Source organism: Laspinema palackyanum D2c (assembly GCF_025370875.1).
In the GTDB taxonomy this organism is placed as follows: Bacteria; Cyanobacteriota; Cyanobacteriia; order Cyanobacteriales; family Laspinemataceae; genus Laspinema; species Laspinema palackyanum.
Window position 1 is genome coordinate 1 of record NZ_JAMXFD010000052.1, and the last position, 15,356, is coordinate 15,356.

General features: G+C 45.3%; 13 protein-coding genes. 11 read left to right on the forward strand and 2 right to left on the reverse strand.

Annotated features, from left to right (window positions below):
* Positions 1 to 181: 181 nt before the first annotated feature.
* A complete protein-coding gene (gene ilvA / locus NG795_RS27800; protein ID WP_367291840.1) occupies positions 182 to 1,693 on the reverse strand; it encodes a threonine ammonia-lyase, biosynthetic in 1,512 nt (503 codons plus the stop codon).
* Positions 1,694 to 1,977: 284 nt separating this feature from the next.
* Here ilvA and NG795_RS27805 point away from each other — a divergent pair, with 284 nt between their 5' ends.
* The 6 genes from NG795_RS27805 (at position 1,978) to NG795_RS27830 (ending at position 6,605) form a co-directional block, all read left to right on the forward strand.
* On the forward strand, positions 1,978 to 3,252 hold the full coding sequence (locus NG795_RS27805; RefSeq protein ID WP_367291841.1) for a Tudor-knot domain-containing protein: 1,275 nt from the start codon (positions 1,978 to 1,980) through the stop codon (positions 3,250 to 3,252).
* A gap of 183 nt (positions 3,253 to 3,435) precedes the next feature.
* On the forward strand, positions 3,436 to 3,603 hold the full coding sequence (locus tag NG795_RS27810; RefSeq protein ID WP_367291842.1) for a hypothetical protein: 168 nt from the start codon (positions 3,436 to 3,438) through the stop codon (positions 3,601 to 3,603).
* 49 nt (positions 3,604 to 3,652) lie between these two features.
* Positions 3,653 to 4,465, forward strand: a complete 813-nt coding sequence (locus NG795_RS27815) for a hypothetical protein (RefSeq protein WP_367291843.1) — start codon at positions 3,653 to 3,655, stop codon at positions 4,463 to 4,465.
* A 339-nt stretch (positions 4,466 to 4,804) separates the two neighbouring features.
* Positions 4,805 to 5,263 carry a deaminase domain-containing protein gene (locus NG795_RS27820; protein WP_367291844.1) on the forward strand — a complete coding sequence of 153 codons (459 nt, stop codon included), beginning with the start codon at positions 4,805 to 4,807 and terminating at the stop codon, positions 5,261 to 5,263.
* A gap of 20 nt (positions 5,264 to 5,283) precedes the next feature.
* Complete coding sequence (locus NG795_RS27825) at positions 5,284 to 6,195, forward strand: hypothetical protein (RefSeq protein WP_367291845.1); 912 nt, start codon at positions 5,284 to 5,286, stop codon at positions 6,193 to 6,195.
* Between the two features lie 20 nt (positions 6,196 to 6,215).
* Positions 6,216 to 6,605 carry a hypothetical protein gene (locus tag NG795_RS27830; RefSeq protein WP_367291846.1) on the forward strand — a complete coding sequence of 130 codons (390 nt, stop codon included), beginning with the start codon at positions 6,216 to 6,218 and terminating at the stop codon, positions 6,603 to 6,605.
* A 227-nt stretch (positions 6,606 to 6,832) separates the two neighbouring features.
* Here the strand turns inward: NG795_RS27830 and NG795_RS27835 are convergent, their stop codons facing one another.
* The gene (locus NG795_RS27835; RefSeq protein WP_367291847.1) at positions 6,833 to 9,304 is read right to left on the reverse strand and encodes a CHAT domain-containing protein; all 2,472 of its coding nucleotides are present in this window, start codon (positions 9,302 to 9,304) and stop codon (positions 6,833 to 6,835) included.
* 97 nt (positions 9,305 to 9,401) lie between these two features.
* Between NG795_RS27835 and NG795_RS27840 the strand changes: the two genes are divergently transcribed.
* The 5 genes from NG795_RS27840 to NG795_RS27860 all read left to right on the forward strand — a co-directional run bounded on the left by NG795_RS27840 (position 9,402) and on the right by NG795_RS27860 (position 15,174).
* Positions 9,402 to 10,043 (forward strand): sigma-70 family RNA polymerase sigma factor, encoded by a 642-nt coding sequence (locus tag NG795_RS27840; RefSeq protein WP_367291852.1) that lies wholly within the window; start codon positions 9,402 to 9,404, stop codon positions 10,041 to 10,043.
* A gap of 175 nt (positions 10,044 to 10,218) precedes the next feature.
* On the forward strand, positions 10,219 to 11,163 hold the full coding sequence (locus NG795_RS27845) for a DUF1822 family protein (protein ID WP_367291848.1): 945 nt from the start codon (positions 10,219 to 10,221) through the stop codon (positions 11,161 to 11,163).
* A gap of 12 nt (positions 11,164 to 11,175) precedes the next feature.
* Positions 11,176 to 13,461 (forward strand): CHASE2 domain-containing protein, encoded by a 2,286-nt coding sequence (locus NG795_RS27850; RefSeq protein WP_367291849.1) that lies wholly within the window; start codon positions 11,176 to 11,178, stop codon positions 13,459 to 13,461.
* A gap of 100 nt (positions 13,462 to 13,561) precedes the next feature.
* Positions 13,562 to 14,356 (forward strand): DUF928 domain-containing protein, encoded by a 795-nt coding sequence (locus NG795_RS27855; RefSeq protein ID WP_367291850.1) that lies wholly within the window; start codon positions 13,562 to 13,564, stop codon positions 14,354 to 14,356.
* 464 nt (positions 14,357 to 14,820) lie between these two features.
* Positions 14,821 to 15,174 carry a hypothetical protein gene (locus tag NG795_RS27860; protein WP_367291851.1) on the forward strand — a complete coding sequence of 118 codons (354 nt, stop codon included), beginning with the start codon at positions 14,821 to 14,823 and terminating at the stop codon, positions 15,172 to 15,174.
* The last annotated feature ends 182 nt before the right edge of the window (positions 15,175 to 15,356 follow it).

Below are 15,356 nucleotides of genomic sequence, written 5' to 3' on the forward strand. Positions count from 1 at the left end.
GCTTACGTTCATGCTCCAGGGTCTTGAGCTAGAGATTCCTCCCAATAGCAGTTAAATTTCCAAAATGAGAATTGCTGATACCCCTCCCCAGAAATTTTTGGCGGCGCGTTCCGGTGGAGGTGAGGATGAAGGAAACGCTTCTACCGGCTGCAACCTTCATCCGGAGAACAATTAATTTTTGCTATCCCAAAAACAGCGTATAAGCGGGATTTTTATTTTCATCCCAATAGCGATATCCGACATTATCGAGAAATGCCTGCCATTCCTGCATTTCTTCTGGGGGTACTTGCATTCCCACGACAATGCGCCCGTAGTCTGACCCATTATTGCGATAGTGGAACAAGCTGATATTCCAGTTGCGACTCATGTGGCCGACAAATTTCATTAAAGCACCGGGACGTTCGGGAAATTCAAAGCGGTAGAGTAATTCATTATGGGCGAGGGGGGAATGTCCTCCGACCATGTGCCGGAGATGTAACTTAGTGAGCTCATCATCAGTGAGATCGAGGGTTTTGAATCCATTGGCCTCAAAGGTTTCTACCATATTGGCGGCATCGGCGCGGTTGGCGATTTGCATTCCGACGAAGATATGGGCTTCTTTTTGGTCGGCGATGCGATAGTTAAATTCTGTGAGATTTCGTCTCCCAATACAGTCGCCAAATTTGCGGAGACTCCCGGGTTCTTCGGGAATGGTGACGGCAAAGATTGCTTCACGACGTTCCCCAAATTCGGCACGTTCGGCGACGAAGCGGAGGCGATCGAAGTTCATGTTAGCACCGCAGGCAACGGCAATTAAGGTTTCGCCTTGGATGCCTTCTCGTTCGACATAGGCTTTTGCACCGGCGATCGCCAAGGCACCGGCAGGTTCTACAATCGATCGCGTATCTTCAAATACATCTTTAATCGCGGCGCAAGTATCATCGGTGCCCACGAGGATAATATCATCGACATATTGTTGACACAAGCGGAATGTTTCTTCCCCGACTTCTCGAACCGCTACCCCATCAGCAAATAATCCCACTTGAGATAAGCGCACTCGATGTCCCGCATTCAGAGATTGGGACATGGCATCGGCATCTATGGGTTCAACGCCGATAATTTTAATTTCTGGACGTAAGCGCTTGACATAGGCGGCAATTCCCGAAATCAAACCACCCCCCCCGATCGCCACAAAAATGGCATGAATCGGTTTTTGATGTTGCCGTAAAATTTCCATGCCAATGGTTCCCTGTCCCGCAATTACATGAGGGTCATCAAAGGGATGAATAAAAGTTAATCCTTTTTCCGCCTCCAATTCCCGAGCATAAGCATAAGCATCATCATAAGTATCCCCATGCAACACCACCACTCCCCCACGGGATTTGACGGCATCTACCTTGACTTGAGGGGTTGTCACCGGCATCACGATAATCGCCTGGGTTCCTAGACGGGAGGCACCGAGGGCGACCCCTTGAGCGTGGTTGCCTGCGGAAGCAGCAATCACGCCTTTTGCCAGGAGGTCCGGCGGTAGTTGCGCCATTTTGTTGTATGCGCCACGCAATTTAAAGGAAAACACCGACTGCATATCTTCCCGTTTAAGGAGAAGTTGATTATCCAGTCGGGCGGACAGATTTGGGGCATACTCTAGGGGCGTTTCTTGGGCAACATCGTAGACACGGGCGGTCAGGATTTGGACCAGGTAATCGCAATACATGGGGTCAGGGGGGTTGGTAAAAACGGGATAGTCTTTTATTTTACGCTACGGGTGTGACCTCTCTCTAGTCTCTGAGCAAAATTGCTAGGGTGTAGAACGCAGATTGAGGGCAGTCGGTTTAGGGGGAGCGGATCCAAACCTGGACAGGGGCGAAAAAAGCCCGGATTTGAGCAGTCTAAATATTCTCTGAGTTGCCAGATTAAGTTTCTCTAAAGAAACCCGCCATTTTATAGGGAAAAAGCTATGATTACAGACAACCTTTTTTATGGTGAGGATTCCGAATTGTGGATAAGTCCATTATTCAGTTAGTTGACGAGCTACCCGCTGATAACATTACGGTGAAAGTGTTAAAGGCACTGGACTATTTGATGCCCGGTCAGTGGGATAATATAGTTGGTTTTGACCAGAGTATCCGAGCCATTACCGGAGAAAGTGACCCACAGGTTATACAGAAGATTCGCGATCGGGCGGTTGCTTTGTATCACGACCCGAACCAAGGCTATCAAACCGCTATCAAACTCTATCAGACGGTTGACCGCGCGGATGCAGCGTTAGCCACGGCAGCTTTAGCGAACAAGGTGGGAGAAAAAATCAGTTTTCTGTCATTTTTAAATAAAATGACGCCGAAAGCTGATACGACACAAAGCCTTGATTTATTGCTGAAAGTTGTCGTAGAACTGATTGCCTACTGCCAACTGAATGGGTTGCCGAATCCTAATCCTCAACAATTTGCCGCTGCCTTGGGGAATACCTATCAAGATGCGGCGTTGATGCGGATGATGGCATTAGTTTGTATTGATGGCGTCTTGCCTCTTGGCCCTAATTTCCTGGGTAAAATTCACGAAGTGATGACCGGAACGGAGGGGAATCTCATCACTGGAAATCCGGTATTTGTAGCGGTGAATAATTTTATTCCCGGAAATAGTACCTCGGATAAAGTGGGATTTATTAATCAGGGTTTTGAGGCAGTAGAAGGGTGGATGAATAACCTGGTTGCTAAAACCGGGGTGACGCCTCAATCGATTGTGCAAGGTTTGGGTCAATTCATCCAGATTGCCGATGATAATTTAGACTTTGTGGCAGCATTTTTAGACCAAACGACCAATTACTACGAACATACCGGGATTCAAACTGTAGCCCGAAAATTGATTTTGGATGCTCAGAGTTCGGCTAATTTAGGGGAACTCCCCGCAGCATCCGGAAAAATTTCGTCTGGGTATGCGGTGGGTCAAACGGTAGAAGTTTGGGATGGAGAGGATGAGGATTGGTATGAGGCAACGATTCTCAAAATTAAGGCGGATGAATACTTCGTGCATTATGTGGGGTATGGTTCCTCTGATGATGATTGGGTAGAAGAAGAAGATGTGCGCGATCGCAATTATTCGCCATCGGACGACTATGATTATGCGATCGGTCAAAAGGTGAAAGTGTGGGATGAAAATGAGGAGGAATGGTACACCGCCATCATCCAGCAAGTTAAACGGAAAAAATGTTTTGTGCATTATCTCGATTATGATTCCTCTTATGATGAATGGGTGGATAATGATGAACTCAGTTAGAAGATTGCACGGAGGAATTGGGTAGAGAGACTCAATACCCTGGAAAGTAAATTTTCCCTACCATCTAGGGTCAAGGTGGGTTGAGCAAGTATCATCCACCTTGTTTTTATTAAAACTTACGCAATCTTTCAAATCCAAACCTCAATGTAGAGGCGATTCGCTTGCTTGCCGCTACATTGAGGGATGACTGGGGTGTTGTGTGCCCGGTTGAGAGAGAGGAAGGACCCGTTTATCTGGTTTCAGCCTTCTCTCTTGACGGATGTGATGGTCTCTGGGATAATTAGAGGCGATCGCCACTGGGGACAGTCAGGGGCGATCGCGCTCACATCTTACCGAATCTGGATTCCCTAAACTTGATGATTGAGCGCGACTGTTCTCTCCACCTAGAGGGAATCGTCTCTTGGAATTATCCCTATCTTACAAAGAACAGGAAAAAGTGAATTTTATGGTACAATCTTCTGCGGATAAAAAATTACCTTTATTAAATAAAATCCCTGATCCTCTCAAAACCTTGATCAACAAAATCAGGGAGGATCATTACCCAGAGCTTTATGAACCAGAGGCCGATGAAACAGCCTGCCTAGACGATGCGCTAAACGACATTTTAAATATTTTTCAAAACCAAGGGAAGACTTTATGTCACCTTCGATATGTCTGGTTAGCCTTGATTTTGGCGTTAGTCGTTGAGCCAACAGTAGAATTTTATCAGCCTCAAAATGACTTTACAAAATCTACCTTAGAATTGATAGAGCGTTGGATATTTTCGCAGATTGATTCAGATTTATCCTCGAAACAGTTACATTTTGAATTACAGCTAGAAATTGAAAACTGGGACGGGATTCTTTCAGAACCCATTAATCCGGCAAAAAAGGGAGGAATAGCCAATTTCCAGATTATTTCTGAATCCAAAGATGTTTTTAAAAATGCCATTCGTGCGCTAGATCGGGAGCAAGCGAAAGAAGCAACCTTAGAGATTTTAAGAGATTGTCTAGCAGGATATGCGATTTCCCCGGGTTCTTCGGGACGACGGGATTTATTTGATTGGTGGTTATTAGAGGTGGTTCCAGCTAGTTGGTATTTATTATCTCCCCGGGCGCTTTATGTAGGAGAAGGGGTTGAAAATCCAGAAGACTTCCAGGTAGAGCGAATCAAAAAACTTCAAGAAATTAGCAGTCAAGTGAGGTCCATTTTTACTAAAAATTCCAGCACATAGAATTGGGGAAATAGAGGGATTGAGAATCAGGATTGTTTAGGCGATCTCCCGTTCCGCTTACATCCGCTCCCGCACCCTCTGGCAAAATTCCTTGACAGCAGAGCCGATGTCAAGTTATGATAGAACTAAAGCCTTGCTTACAGATGTGGTCCTGGAGGTAAAACAGAAGATAAGTTCTGATATAGCGACCCTAAATGAATTTGACAATGGCTCCAAGCCGGATAACCTTGGAGTGCGGTAAGCTTTAGCCCGGGTTCAGGCTTTGCATCGCGCTTCACTATCTCTATATCAAAATGATTTAGACTGGCTATATCATTCACTTATAAGAATGGATAAAAGGTGTTTTCAGAAGTAGAAACCCTAATCAAGGAGCGTTTGCAACAGGGTGGTACCAAAATTCGAGATAGATACCTTAACAAACCCTTTCCTAAATCGAATGTTGCGATTGCTGAAGTCCATCTAAACAATGAAATACTGTTTTGTGTAGGAGGCACATCAAAAGGAGGAAAAAAAAGCCCTATTCCTAAACCCCAGTCTAAGTCAGAAGGGGGACAATTTGAGCCAATTCAAGATTCTCGTACTGCAAGGGTAATGGATACAGATGCCGAATATAAAGTATTATCAGTGATCGGCGATGTATTTGACAGATACTATTCTCTTCAAGTAGAAGGAAAAGTTTATCTTTACACCGAACTAGAACCTTGTCAAAGTTGTACCCATATCATTAAGCAGTTTGAGCAAAAATTCCCGAATATAGAGGTCAAACTCTTTTGGGACCATCCCTATTTACCCAATTGATAGTAATGGAGGCAATGTTTATGGTCCAGTCACCTAACTATTTTTCTAAAAGGAAGTTAACACTGTTAGATAAGATACCTGAACCTCTTAAAGCCTTGCTGAACAAAATTAATCAGGAGCATTATGAAGAACTTTATGAACCCGAGGCAGATGGAAGAGTATCTCTTGAAGATGCCTTAAATGAAGTTTTAGAATTTTTTCATGAAAGGGATAAGACATACTGTCAGATCCGTTATGTATGGATGACCCTAATTTTTGCTGTATTAGTAGAGCCAACCGTAGAATACTATAACCCTGAAAATGGTTTTACAAAGCAAACAATACATCTTATAGAAAAATGGATATTATCCAACATAATTGATCCACTAGCTAGGTCAAGAGTTGTTAATTATCAATTTCAGGCAGAAAAGCTTAAAAAATTAGAGTATTTTTTATCAAAAAAAATTAATTCTTCTAAGTGGGATAAGATGGCAAGTTTACAAGTTATATATGAAGCTATAGATGTATTTAAAAATTCCATACGAGTTTTAGATTACCACCAATCAAAAGCAGCCCTTTTAGAAATTTTAGAGGATTGTTTAGAAGGATATGCGATTTTTCCAGGTTCCTATGGGAGACGAGATTTATTTGATTGGTGGCTACTAGAAGTTGTTCCATGTAGCTGGCATTTAGTACCTCCAACTTCCCTCTATATAGTACAAGGAGTAGAGAATAAAGATAAAATCCAGTTAGGTCAATCTAGTAAGTTAGAGTATCTTAGTGAAAAAATACGCCTTGCTCTAATAATTGAAAATGGAAATCAACAAAATACCTTTCATAAATTTAATAATAAAATTGAAGGAATGGAAATTAGTTTTAATAGTTCTATTCCTAGCAATGAACTACCAAACAGCATGATACCCTCTGAATACAAATCCTCTAGTATTCTCTAGTAAATTAAGGAAATACACCGATGAGCAATCAACCCCAGAGCGACAAAGAGTTAATAGAAAAACAATTAGACTTTTTAACTCAAGAAGAAAATTTTGATGAAGAAATAGAAAAATATGAAGAAGATTATTTTGTTGAACTGCAAGAATCTTGTTTAAGTTTTTTAGAGAAACAGTCTTTTAAAGTTGGACAAATAGTTCGGTGGAAAAATAATATGAAAAACAGAAAGTTGCCGTACAAAAATCAACCAGCTATAGTTGTTGCTGTTTTGAATGAACCAATTATTAATAATTTAGAAGATTCAGGAAGTCCTTATTTTCGGGAAAACTTAGATATTGTGTTAGGAATTTTAGTGAACAATAATACTTTTTTAACTTTTTATTATGACAGTCGAAGGTTTGAGAGGTATTAGCTAAAATAAGAGGGCTGTTTCATTCTAAAATTTTATGCTGGCCAAAACCATGAACGGGAGAAAGTTTGACCCGTTTTTTTGCCCTCACCCCCATGATCTGAAGGCAAAAATGGCGCTGGCCTGACTAAAAGGGGCTTTATCCGTGACCTTCGGTGGTTTTTGGCGACTAAAATGAAACAACGCGATCGCCCAAAACTCGCCTATCCTGAATCCCGAATCGCCCTGTCTCACCGAGTCGCCGATTCGCCAATTAGTGTAAACAGGGCCCATTTTCTCACATCAGGATACTCTTGCATCGTTGCCAGCATCGCTTGTCTTAAAGCTACCGCCCGATCGCCGGTTTGGGGAAGTAGTCGATAAAACTCCTGCATCAATTGTGCGCTGGCCTGATCGTCGGTTTGCCATAACGAGACCATCACACTTTCGGCACCGGCACCGATGACGGCGCGAGATAATCCAATAATGCCATCGCCGGTAATGCTTCCTCCACCTGTACTGCAAGCACTCAATACGACTAAATCCGCATTCAACTCCAAGCGGATAATTTCCTCAGAAGTGAGCAATCCGTCATCGCGATCGCTCGGTGCCAAGGCGATCGCCCCCAATAACCCCGACTCGCTAAAATCATCCAGTAACCCGTGGGTTGCCAGATGGACGATTCCCGCAGAACCCATCCGTTCTACCACCACCGTCTCGGTTGCCTCACTTCCGATTAACGGTTGAGTATTCAGCATGGCGGCAATGGCAGTCGCTTCTTGTTCCGCACCGGGTAAATTCTTTAATCCCTCTGATTGTTCTCCTGGGTTTCTCTCAAAAATCGGCATCACCGGATTACCCACCACTAAAGCACCTGCGGTTTCCCCTGTGCGCTGCCGTTTTGCTTTGCGAGCGATTTGTAGCACTTGAATCCCGGGAGATGTGAGAATCGTATGTTTTTCGATTAAATAGCGATCGCTCTCATCCAGCAGCGCGGGAAACGGCACGAAAAACAACTCTTGGTGGGGAATAAATATCACTTTCTCTTCAGGATTTTGGGGAAGTAAATCGGCAATGGGTACTATCAATAATTCATGCAGTTTCTTTAAGTATATCGGGTCAACATCTTTCTCTGGAATGCTAGGCAGTGTTTCGGTGATAAAAGAACGACTGCCTCGCACCAATCCCGTTAACAGGAGTTCCGGTTGCGCGTCGGTTTCTTCTCCGACCAAAAACGGGACTAAATTATCACGAAATCTTTCTAACTGGCTTAAATCCACTTGCCGAAACGTGATTTCCCCTGTAGGTTTTACCACCCAAATAAACAAAGCGGAATTTTTAGCGGAATTATCCACAACAATTGAATATTCAACCAACGTCGCATTTTGTTCTGCTGCGACTTGCTGAATGTCTTGAATGGTGGGGGGAGGAATTTGACGGTTTGCAAATTCTTGGACCGCTTCTGGAGATAGCCGTTTAGCCATTAACTCCACAAAAGCCCGAGCGCGACCTCTTTCGGCCACGGTTAATGCTTTCTCGGCTTGATTTTGGGCAATTAATGCTTTTTGCAGCACGCCATAAGTATGCCGATATTTATCGAAAATGGAAACTTTATTGATATCGCTCAATCCCGGACGTAAGGATTCTAAAACATCAATTCCTGCATATAAGGTTTCCGTCGCTTCGGGAAGTTTTCCGGCTTCAAATAACGCGACCCCTTTATTATTGAGCGTCACCGCCATCCCTGCTCGATTGCCGATAGTTTCCCGAATTTCTAAGGCGTGATCGTAGAATTCTAAGGCTTGAGAATAGTCCCCCATCCGTCGATGAACTGAACCCAAATTGTTGAAGGCTTGTCCGATAGAATCTAACTCTCCTAGCTCTGTCATCACCGCCAATCCTTGCTCGTAGGCTTGGATTGCTTGGGGATAATCGGCTAATTTTTCATGAATTGCGCCGATATTAATCCAAGTTTGACCGATGCCGAGGGTATCTTCTACTTCGGTGGCGATCGCCAAACCTTTCTGATAAAATTCTAAGGCTTCGGACAACTCCCCGAGAGCATCATAGGCGGCTCCAATATTTGCCAAAGCGATACCCATTGCCAACCGATCGCCCTCTTCCTCAAACAGAGATAGAGCATTTTCAAATGAAGCCAATGCCTTTTTCGGTTGTCCTAACTGTCTGTAAATCTCTCCCATATTGGTGAGAATGACTGCTTCCCCATATCGTTCCTGTTCCCCTTGGAGAATTGGCAAGGCTTGCTGATAGTATTCGAGCGCTTGGGGATAGTCGGATAGGGATTGATAAACTGCACCGAAATTGACCAGAGTTTGTCCGATTCCCGAGGTATCATTAATGTCTTGACGTAGGGTAAACGCTTGGTTTAAAAATTGCAACGCTTGGGGATAGTCACCGAGGATGCGATAGATAACAGCAATATCATTTAAAATCACCCCTTCTAGGTGGCGATCGCCTATTTCTTGTGCCATTGCCAAAGCGCGGTCAAATGTCGCCAGCGCCTCCTGAAAATTGCCGTGATCGGTCTGTTCATAACCCAGTTCATACAATCGCCGCGCTTCTTCATTGAGACTTTCTTCCCCAGTTTGTGCCAATACCGGCAACAGTTCAAGTTGAGGAGACAGAAATTTGATAAACTGGATTTCACCCAAAACAATAAACCCAACAAGGAAAAAGCAGGACGAGATATTTTTTAGACGCATTTGAGTTATAGGAAACAGAGAATAGGGAACAGGGGAAGAGGTAAGCGGAAAACCAGCAACAAAGGACAAATGACCAATGACCAATGACCAACAACTAATGACAAACGACCCACTACAATCTCTGATTGAGGAGACTTGTCGTCACCCTCCCCAAACGGTCGAACGCCAGCGAGGATTGACTCAACTGTACCGGCTGATTGTCCAATCAGGCAAGCTTTGGCGAGAATATACTCCCTATTATGAAGAAGTGTGGCAACAAACATGGCTGTATTTTTGCCTGAATTTATGTGAAGCAACCACCGCCAAAGATAAATACGACCGCGATCGCAGTCACGTCATCACTTGGCTGAATTTTTACCTGAAGCAGCGACTCAAAGATAGTGCCATCAAAGCGCAACACCAGAAAAATCGCACAGTTTCGGCGTCACAACCGGCAGATGACGACGACACCCTGATGTTTTTGGATACCTTTGCGGCCCCTCTGGATATCCCGCCGATACTGCAAGCGACCCGAGATTGGGTGGAAACTGACCCCGACGGGGAATTGCAGGGGACCCACATTCGAGGTCGAAAAGATATCACCTGTCAAGTGTTAATTCGGCGACGCTTACCCCCAGAAACCGCCTGGGAGGACCTTTCCGCAGAATTGGATTTGCCGGTTTCGACCCTCAGCAGCTTTTATCAACGTAAATGTATGCCTCAGTTGCGTAAATTTGGCGAATCGGAAGGATATCTATGAAGGGAGTGGCATGGGTTGTTGGTCATTGGTCATTTGACTAGGGACTCAGGAAAAATAACAAATGACTACTTACTTGTAGGGTGGGCACTGCCCATCTATTTACGGTGGGCATTGCCCACCCTACCCATGACTAAGGACAAATGACAAATGACAAATAACCAAGGAAAAATAACAAATGACTAATCTTACTATACCGATGTTAATTGCTAGAACTTCGCGCCGCCTTGCGAAGCAGTTTGCACTTGAACAACCGAATCGGCAGAAAGCTGAACAAGTTTATTTTAATACTTTGGCTGTTTGCGTGGTGAAGGATTATTTGGAATGGATGGGAATTGCTACTGAAGTGAGTGCGGCAGAAAGTTGGAATGCGATCGCTCGTTTAGGAAGCAATGTTGCTGATTTACCCGTGACGGGATTGGGACGGATCGAATGTCGTCCGATGCGAGAACATGAACCCACTTGTCACATTCCCCGGGAAGTTTGGTGCGATCGCCTGGGGTATGTGGTGGTAGAAATTCAAGACTCGCTGAAGGAAGCAACGATTTTGGGATTCATCAACCGGATTGATTCTCAACAGTTTGCACTGAATCAATTGCAACCGATTGAAACCTTACTAACAACTTTGGCAGAGTTGCGCCTTGGGGTTTCTTCTAACAATGCGATCGCCTCCAACTCTCCTAGGGTGCTACTCAGTCAATGGTTGCAAGGCTCTTTTGCCGAGTCTTGGCAATCGTTTGCAGCAATTTTTGGGGAAGAAACACTCGCTTATCATTTCCGAAATTCTCCCCGAGAAGGGGATGGGGGAGTGGAACGCGCAAAACTGATAGACTTAGAAATACAGTTTGCTACCCAAGTGGTGGTGTTGTTGGTGGCACTAACACCAGAAGGCGATCGCATTGCCGTCAGAGTGCGACTCTATCCCCCCGATGGAGAAACTTATTTACCGCAGAATCTGAGATTGGCATTGCTGTCACCAGAGGGGGATGTTCTCCAAGAAGTGCGTTCCCGGCGTCAGGATAACTATATCCAACTTCCCCGCTTTACGGGTGAACCGGGGGAACGGTTTTCTATCCAAGTTGCGCTAGAAAATGCGACAATTGTCGAACACTTTGAAATTTAAAACCGTTTTCCCTTGTCAAAAGTAGTTGTTATCAATCTGGGATATGGCAATTTGCTGGGTGGTTTCCCCAACGTTACCGCGCTGCTTTGGGAACCGGACAATCCGCGTCCGTTGAAATTTATCGGCGCTTTACCTCCCGCGACTGAATTAGAGGCGATTTATCGGCGGTGGCATTTAATTTATCAAGCACTTTATCGGACTCCCGGATGGCATCCGCGCATCGAAATCGAGCGAGAAGATATTACGAATGTTTCTCAAGTCGAGTTTGCGGAGATTTGCCATCAATATGTTCAACTGATTGATGAATGGGTGAATGCGGAGGAATTTAGAAATATCGATCGCCAGTTGCGATCGCATCTCCACCACTCCGATGAAATCCAAGTAATTCTGGAAACCGATGATGAATCGGTGCGGCGTTTACCCTGGCATTTCTGGAAGTTTTTGTCTGATTATCCCAAAGCCGAAATTGCTTTAAGTGCTCCTCAATATCAGCGCGTGGAAAAATCTCATCACAGAAAGCAGATGAGAATTTTAGCCATTTTGGGAGATAGCAACGGCATCGATATCGCAGGCGATCGCTCTACTTTATCAGACATTCCTGATGCAGAAACGGTGTTTTTGGTGGAACCCTCCCGTCAGGAGGTTGATGAACAGTTGTGGGACGATCGCGGTTGGGATATTTTATTTTTTGCCGGTCATAGTGAAAGCGAAGAAGGGGGAAACCGAGGATTACTTGCTATCAATCCGAGAGATAAAATTGGCATTTCTCATCTGAAATCAGCGCTAAAAACGGCAATTGCTCGCGGATTGCAGTTGGCGATTTTTAATTCTTGCGAGGGGTTGGGATTAGCCAAAGAACTGGCAGATTTACAAATTCCCCAAATTATTGTGATGCGAGAATCCGTTGCCGATGGGGTGGCGCACCTATTTTTGGTGAATTTTGTTAAGGCTTTTTCTAGGGGGTCTTCCTTTTATTTAGCGGTGCGACAAGCGCGGGAACGGTTGCAAGGAGTAGAAGATCAATTTCCTTGTGCGAGTTGGTTGCCGGTGATCTGTCAAAATCCTGCGGAAGTGCCAATGCGTTGGCGATCGCAACCTGTAGTAGAAACTCAGCAATCCTCTAACGTTGGCGATCGCACCGTGGCGTTCATCCCTTTAGCCGTCACCTTGATGATGATTATAATCCGCCAATTGGGACTCTTGCAGGGATGGGAACTCAAAGCGTATGACCACTTCCTGCGATCGCGTCCTCCGGAACCCTTAGATCCGCGCATTTTAATCGTTGAAATTACTGAATCGGATGTGCAATTGCAGAAAGAATATCCGATTTCCGATGCCACATTAACCCAACTGTTGCAGAAATTAGAACAACATCAACCGCGAGCAATCGGCTTAACCCTCTATCGAGATTTACCCGTTCCTCCGGGTCATGCGGAATTAATTGCTCAGATGCAGCAGCAATCGAATTTGTTTGCAGTCTGTAGCTTTGAGAAATCCAATGGAGAAGAAGTGCGATCGCCTGTCGGAATCCCCTCGAAACAATTAGGATTTGATGATGTGCTCATCGATCCAGATCGGGTTCTGCGTCGTCATCTCTTGTTTATGAAACGGCAACCGGAATGCCAAACTGGCAGTTCTTTGAGCTTTCAACTCGCTACCGAATATCTCAAAGCTGAAAACATTAAACCAAAATTGGCTAAAGATGGCAGAATCTCTATGGGAAAAGCTATCTTTGACCCGATGAAACCGAATACCGGAGGATACAAAACCCTGGGTACCGGAGGGTGGTATGTGATGTTAAATTATCGGTCTGGACCGCTTGCCAAAACGGTTAGGCTCACGGAAGTTTTAGCAGGAGATTTTAACCCCAACCTCGTCAAAGACAAAATTGTGATTATTGGTGTCACCACCACCAGCGTTAACGCTCAATCTTTTTTTACCCCGTACAGTGCCACAGAATTGGGGTCTAAAAAAGTTGGAGGAGTCACGATCCAAGCACAGATGGTGAGTCAGATACTTAGTGCCGCACTAGACGAACGTCCTCTGATTAGCGTATGGAGTGGGTGGGGAGAAGTGCTCTGGATTGGACTGTGGTCAGGGGTAGGAAGTGCGATCGCCTGGTGCATTCGAGGGAGAATCAGGAGACTCAGTGCCATCCCCCTGGCGATTACACTTCTCTATCTCCTCTGCTATCTGCTATTCCTCCAAAGCACCTGGGTTCCCCTCATCCCCCCAGCATTAGCATTGGTCATTGGTTATTGGTCATTTGTCCTTTCTCAAGGGACTAAAGACAAGTGACCAAGGACCACCGACCCATAACAATTGACAACTTTGCGTAAATTTATCCCCAAACTGCGATAGGTAAACAGAATGTCAACTTGTATGGAGGAGTAGAACCTTGTCACATCCTTTGGGGAAACCATCGAACCCGGCGAAATTGCCGATCGCGATCGGTCTGATAGTCTTCACCGGCATCGTACCCGTCACCAGAGTTTACGGCACATCGGGCACTGAATTACGCCGGGACATTCGTCAAATGCCATCACCCAATTCGGCGATCGCCACCACATTTGAACCCCCCGATCCGGAACCGCCAGACGATCGCGAAGGTTCCGGGAGTCGCACCTCATGTCCGCCAGTGGATAAACCCTTGACCGGATTAATCGCATCTCAAGTCAATTATACCCTCTCCGGACATCCCACATTCTGGTTCTATGTGCCGTATCCTTCCAATTTACCCCGTGAAGTAGAGTTCGTCCTTCTGGATGAACAAAGAACCGAAGTCTACAAAACCGTCGTCCCGATTTCCGATACCCCAGGGATTGTCAGTTTCCGCCTACCGGAAAACATCCCCCCCTTAGAAATCGGCAAACAATACTTGTGGCAATTCTCCTATCGATGCAATCCCAGAATTCGCGCCGAAGACGACTATGTAGAAGGAGTAGTCCAACGAGTTGCAGCAGATAGCACATTAATCAGTCAACTAGAAGCCGCAACAACACCGATGCAGCGCGTCGAACTCTATGCAGCGAACGGGTTGTGGCATGAAACCCTCACAACCCTCGCGCAACTGCGCCGCGATAATCCAGGGAATGCAGAGATTGCCGCAGAATGGACGGAACTTCTGGAATCCATTGGATTGGGTCATCTCGCAGACGAGGCGATCGGGGGGTGTTGTAGTCGATTGCAGTAGGGATTAGTCATTGGTCATGGGTCATTTGTCCAGGGATTAGGGACCAGTGACCAATGACCAAAAACTTTTTTTCCCAATTTGCGTAAAAGTTGTCCGCTACGACGATAAGTAAGTGTAACCCTCTATTTCAGGAGTTCTGCTGATGGTCAATCTACTGTGCGATCGGTCCTTGCCATCCCCGAGGAGCCAACATGGATCCCTCATCTGTCAAAGAAATCCAGTAAAAATACGGATGACGGGAAACATTAGAAAAGCTTTAATTGGTAATCAGCAAAATTGATTATTGACGGTAAAAAGCGATCGCAGTTCCCGATCGCCGCGCCCCCCTAGTCAGAAGTCCCTCTTTTAAAAATCTAATAAAACCATCGTTATCGAGTAGCTGGGGCGATCGCCGACCCATTTTCTGCTAACTCCCCGGTCTAACGCGGGTTTGACCCAAACTCTACCTCTAGATTCAAACCCCAATGAATAGTGAATCCAGGGTGACAACCCTGTTAAATCCATCCCCAGAACAGCTAATCGACGAAATCCACGCCGTCAATCACGCTTGGAAAGTCGCGGAAAGCTTTGGGGATATTCCCCAATTAGCGAAATCTTTGCAAGAAATGAAAACGCGATTGCAGGTGCGACTGTTGCGCCAGTATGCACCCGATCGCGTTTATCTGGCATTAGATACGGAAACTCCCAGTGACGAACCTCTGTATGGATTGCGACTGAGGGAACCGATCGCCGGATACACCGATGCAGCACATCTACCCGTGCGAGTTGCCCAAGACCACCTCTCACACGAACTTATCGAACGGTTCAAAGAACTGTAACATAGGATACTAATCATGCTGAATTTGCTATTTATTTTGCTCATTATTGGAGTGGCGATCGTCTCCGTCCTCGCTGAGATAAAGTCCATCTCAGACTACTGCCAAAAGCCTGGTTGACTGACAAAAGTTAAGAATGAGGGCTGAAAGCTTTACATTCAGGGATTTTTAGCCTGGGGCTTGAA